General features: G+C 34.1%; 3 protein-coding genes. 2 read left to right on the forward strand and 1 reads right to left on the reverse strand.

Annotated features, from left to right (window positions below; genetic code table 11):
* The first annotated feature begins 143 nt into the window (after window positions 1–143).
* Window positions 144–623 carry a hypothetical protein gene (locus tag ACYVIL_RS20205; RefSeq protein WP_460314528.1) on the forward strand — a complete coding sequence of 160 codons (480 nt, stop codon included), beginning with the start codon at window positions 144–146 and terminating at the stop codon, window positions 621–623.
* 291 nt (window positions 624–914) lie between these two features.
* Here ACYVIL_RS20205 and ACYVIL_RS20210 read toward each other — a convergent pair whose 3' ends face one another.
* On the reverse strand, window positions 915–1,628 hold the full coding sequence (locus tag ACYVIL_RS20210) for a hypothetical protein (RefSeq protein ID WP_460314530.1): 714 nt from the start codon (window positions 1,626–1,628) through the stop codon (window positions 915–917).
* 399 nt (window positions 1,629–2,027) lie between these two features.
* Here ACYVIL_RS20210 and ACYVIL_RS20215 point away from each other — a divergent pair, with 399 nt between their 5' ends.
* Complete coding sequence (locus tag ACYVIL_RS20215; protein ID WP_460314532.1) at window positions 2,028–2,675, forward strand: hypothetical protein; 648 nt, start codon at window positions 2,028–2,030, stop codon at window positions 2,673–2,675.
* Window positions 2,676–3,027 lie beyond the last annotated feature (352 nt).

The following is a 3,027-nucleotide window of genomic DNA, read 5'->3' on the forward strand; positions in this document are numbered from 1 at the left end:
CTGGCTCTGGCTTTACAACAATGAACGACCTAATATGGCAATTGGTGGTGTACCACCTAAACAACTATTGAGAGCGGCTTAATTAATTTCTACGAATAACTGCTGCTTAAAATGGGGGGATTACATTAGAAAAGGAATTAATAATGGCTATGTCGTACACAATTAAAATATTAAAGTTAAAAGTTAATGATCAAATTCAAGAAATTGGAAATGTAAACGACCTAATATTTTATCCAAGAAAAATGGATAACCTCCCTTATTATGTTGAATTACAGTACGTTACAAGTAAGAAAGTTAAAAAGTTTTTTGGTCTTATGGAAGGAAACGAAATCACTAGAGTATCTTCGAGATTAAAATTTGAAGAAGTCCAAGTTGAGGTGGTCTCCCCTCCTGAAAAAGGAAGAAATAATAAAAATATGGGAGTCGGAGCAGTGGCAGGAGCTGTCGTGGCTGGTCCTATAGGTGCAGCAGCAGGTGCTTGGGTAGGAACGAAAATAAAAAATGTTGAAGTTAAAGTTACTATACCAAGTGAAAATATTGTCTTTATAGGTAAAGTATCTTCGGGGTTTGTTCCAGCCTTAGAAAAGGCGAAAACTTCATCGACTCTTTTAGATGATTTTTGAATAGAGATGCATTTAGAGGGGAAAAGTGCCACTCAAATTTCAACTCTTTTACCTTAATGCTCTATGCGCATAATTGAATTTTTCCATAAAGGACAAGTTATGCGGTGTATGTCCAAACAGACCATTATTAGAGTAATGGATTCTCAAGGTATCAGTGATATTTTAAAATTATCAGGATACTTAAGTGCTCTAATAGTTTAATGTTAAACACCAACTCCCTACATGCTTGTCAGGCACTAGCGATCGAGTGTTTTTGATTAAATTAAACAAGCATTTTTAAAGTTCTAATTGTCAGATAGCTCTCTCATCTTCATATCGCCATCTTCCCAATGAACCATTTGTAAGTGAAGCCCACAGTATTTTACCATTACTTATATGGCAAATATATTCCCACTTTGTGCCATCTGAAGCCCTCGTATACCATATCTTTGCAAAATGACCTCCATTGTCCTCTTTAATATAAGCGCTGTTCATAATAGTTCTGCTTTTGTAAAACTGTTCGGCAATATATGTTTTGCATAATGAGTTTACTTTTGCTTTGGTTAACGATGAACTCTTACTTTTATTCTTATCCCCAAAAATTATACCCAACAAAAAAAGCGCTGCTATAAAACCCCAAATATACCGAGCTACTTTACGCATAGCCGGATCTGTATTTAGTGTTTCAAGAGTGCTTTTTTTCCCGCTTGAAGAAGCTGACTTCATCTCATCTTTTGATCGAATATTTTGAGGAGGTCGATAAAAACTTGTATAGATATTATCGATGTGTTGAGGAGTCCAAGGCTTTGAAGAGTTTACCCTAAAGTTTTTTTCTTCGTTTAATTGATTCGAAATTTCTATTGATGATTTACCTTGCTTCAGAAGGTTAACTATTAAATAAATTTGCTCATTAGCTTCAGGATCGTCTACATAAAATGGAATAAGATCTTTCTGACAAAAGCGACAAAATATTGCTTGTCTTTTAACAGATTCTGCACAAAAGGGACATGTTCTGAGAGCAGTCATTTTACTTCCTTAAAATTCCATTTTAGTTAGGCTAAAACATATTTTTTAAAAATGCTAGCACCTTAAAACGGTCGAACACTGTGTTTTATGAAGTGTGAGAGAGGTTAACCCAAATATTTCAGTTTCCTAAAAATAGGCTATTTTCGTATTAAAGTGAGACTGAAGTGGTCAAGTCATTTGGATCACCGGTTTATAACATTACAATATTTTTTCCGATTCATTTGGCGTGAAACCGTCGTTGTTCTAATGCGGTCTAATTTCACTTTAATAACCATTAAATCAATTGTTAATTAATAAATTAGTATGCTTAAGATACTGAAAAGTGGTTTTTAAGTTAAAATGATTAAACGTAATTTTATGTTAGTATCTGATTAAATTAGTATTTTAAAGGGAAGTGCAATGGAATCGTTATTAGGTGGTAGTTTAGGTATTTTGGTATTTTTATTTCTTTTGGTTTTAGCTATTCTCTGGTTTTGCCTCCCAATAGCAGTTTTTGGCACAAAAGATATTTTAAGTAAGATTGTTAAGCAAACCGAAAAAACTAACCTTCTTTTGGAAACCCTCAATAACAATATTGTAAATTTAAACAGTGATGTGGCGAAAAATATAGAACAGGGCTTTTCGCTTAATGCAGAGAAAAGTTCAGCTAACGAATTCGTGGTTCAAGATACAAAATGGAATATAGCTAAAATATATGTTCCAGATGTTAAAGAAAGCCTAAGTTATTTATCTTCAGAATTTGAAACTTTACCCTCACATAAAGATGAAGCTGAAAAAGCACTTAAGGCAATTTTTATACATTTCGGTGTAAATGGTATTAACCAAAAAATGCTCGATAACATAATTGAGCAAGTCAACGCACACCAATCAAAGCTTCAGGAGGAGCAAGATAAGGAATTGGCTAGAAAAGAGGCGGAAGAAAGAAAACGAGAGGCGGAAAAAAGAAAACGAGTGGAGGAAGAAGAACTTCGTTTGTTAGAGAAAGCACGGAAGCAAGCAGAGGAACCTAAATCATCTAGATCCGAAGCCGCTAGAAGAAGAAGATAATAATCTTAGGTCTTTTTAAGGAAACTATGTAGGAAGCCTTCTAAAATAAGTAAAGGTTTAACTGGTTTTTAAACCATTTTAAAAGGAAGTCTTAAATTGGATTGTGTAACACTAGGTGTAACACAAAATTTTGATTATTTATCAAAGGTTTGCTAATTTAAAGACTTTCTGAAAACAGCACCCGGCTTAATGACCAGCTCTAACTCTTCCTTCCACATCTTCTTATTTGTCAACGGTATTCCAAAACTGACCCACTAAACTGCTAAATTCGGTAAAGTAAAATTGACCCACCCTTAGCGGTTTTAGTTTAATTAGTCTCTGTGATTACAGGAACGATCCCTGCTGTTTTCTT

It is taken from the genome of Aliiglaciecola aliphaticivorans (genome assembly GCF_054782055.1).

What these genes read in the sequence shown, in the direction of transcription:
- ACYVIL_RS20205 (WP_460314528.1), top strand. Translation starts at nt 144, where the DNA reads ATGGCTATGTCGTACACAATTAAAATATTAAAGTTAAAAGTTAATGAT.
- ACYVIL_RS20210 (WP_460314530.1), bottom strand. Translation starts at nt 1,628, where the DNA reads ATGACTGCTCTCAGAACATGTCCCTTTTGTGCAGAATCTGTTAAAAGA.
- ACYVIL_RS20215 (WP_460314532.1), top strand. Translation starts at nt 2,028, where the DNA reads ATGGAATCGTTATTAGGTGGTAGTTTAGGTATTTTGGTATTTTTATTT.